Origin of the sequence: Curtobacterium sp. B18 (assembly GCF_000333375.1) — a bacterium.
Classification (GTDB): Bacteria; Actinomycetota; Actinomycetes; order Actinomycetales; family Microbacteriaceae; genus Curtobacterium.
The window spans coordinates 1-1,387 of the sequence record NZ_BACZ01000564.1; the positions used below are offsets into that span (position 1 = coordinate 1).

Annotated in this window: 1 protein-coding gene; it reads left to right on the plus strand. The window is 74.8% G+C overall.

Annotated elements, in window-relative coordinates; genetic code table 11:
* The first annotated feature begins 143 nt into the window (after positions 1-143).
* A complete protein-coding gene (locus I5E_RS15235; RefSeq protein ID WP_441294333.1) occupies positions 144-1,298 on the plus strand; it encodes an MFS transporter in 1,155 nt (384 codons plus the stop codon).
* Positions 1,299-1,387: the final 89 nt, after the last annotated feature.

The following is a 1,387-nucleotide window of genomic DNA, read 5'->3' on the forward strand; positions in this document are numbered from 1 at the left end:
TACGCCGAGGTACTCGGCGCCCACGTCGCATCGCACCGGGGCGCGCTGTGAGCGCGGGCGTCGGCACCNGGAGCATCCCCACAACCGGTTCGGTCGCGCTGCCGTCGGCCCGGGTCCTGCCGTGGGTCGCGGTGTGGGGAGCGGTGTTCGTGTGCTCGTGGGGCGGCAACCAGTTCTCGCCGCTGCTCCTCATGTACGAGGAGCGCGCGCACTACTCGTCGCTGCTCGTGAACGTCTTCCTCGGCGTGTACGTGCTCGGGCTCGCGCCGGCGCTGCTCGTCGCCGGGTCCCTGTCCGACCGGCACGGCCGCCGCCCGCTCATGCTCGTCGGGATCGTCTCGGCCGTCGTCGGCAGCGGCCTGCTGGCGTTCGGGCCGCTCGGGGCGGGGTTCCTGATGGCCGGACGGTTGTGCTCCGGGATCACCGTCGGGATCGCGATGGCGGTCGGCAACAGCTGGGTGAAGGAGCTCTCGCAACGCCGCTTCGACCCGTCCGCCGACGCCGGGTCCGGTGCCCGCCGCGCGTCGCTGGCGTTCACCCTCGGGTCGGCGTCCGGTGCCCTCGTCGCCGGCCTCATCGCGCAGTGGGGCCCGATTCCCGAGGTGCTGCCCTTCCTCGTGCACATCTGCGTCGCAGTCCCGTTCGCGGTCATCGTGTGGCGGACGCCCGAGACCAGCCGCACCGGGGGCCTGCCGGGTCCGTGGTGGAGGCAGCTCGCCGTGCCGAGCGCCGGACACCGCCGGTTCACCCGGGTCGTGCTCGTCGCCGCGCCGTGGATCTTCGGCTCCGCCGCGATCGGCTACGGGTACCTGCCGACGAAGCTCGCCGGTGCGACCGGGCAGTGGGGGCTCGTGTTCGCGACCGCCGCCACCGTCGTTGCGCTCGGGGTGTCGAGCGCGGTGCAGCCGCTCGCCGGCCGGCTCACCTCGCTCCTGTCCGCCCGCGGGCTGCTCGTCGCGGTGGCCCTCATGACCGGGGGCATCGCGGTCGTCGTCGTGGCGATCCAGCTGCAGTCCGTGGTGATCGGGCTCGCGGCGAACGTGGTGATCGGCCTGGGCATCGGGATCGCGCTCGTGTCGAGCCTGCTCGAGGTGCAGCGGATCGCGGGGGCGCGCGACCTGGCCGGACTCACCGGGGTGTTCTACGCGGCGGCGTACGCCGGGTTCCTGGCGCCGGCGGTCATCGCGGCGGTGGCGAACGTCGTGGCGGTGCCGACGATCCTGTGGGTGGTCGTCGGGCTCGGGGTGGTGTCGTGGGTGGCGATCCTGGTGTCGTCGCGGCGGGGCGTTCCGGCGTAGGGGGCGGGCGCGGGCAGGCGCGGCGGGGCGGTCGGTCGGGGCAAGCGCCGCGGGCCGTTCGGCCGGGGCCGGTGCGGNCGGTCGGGCGG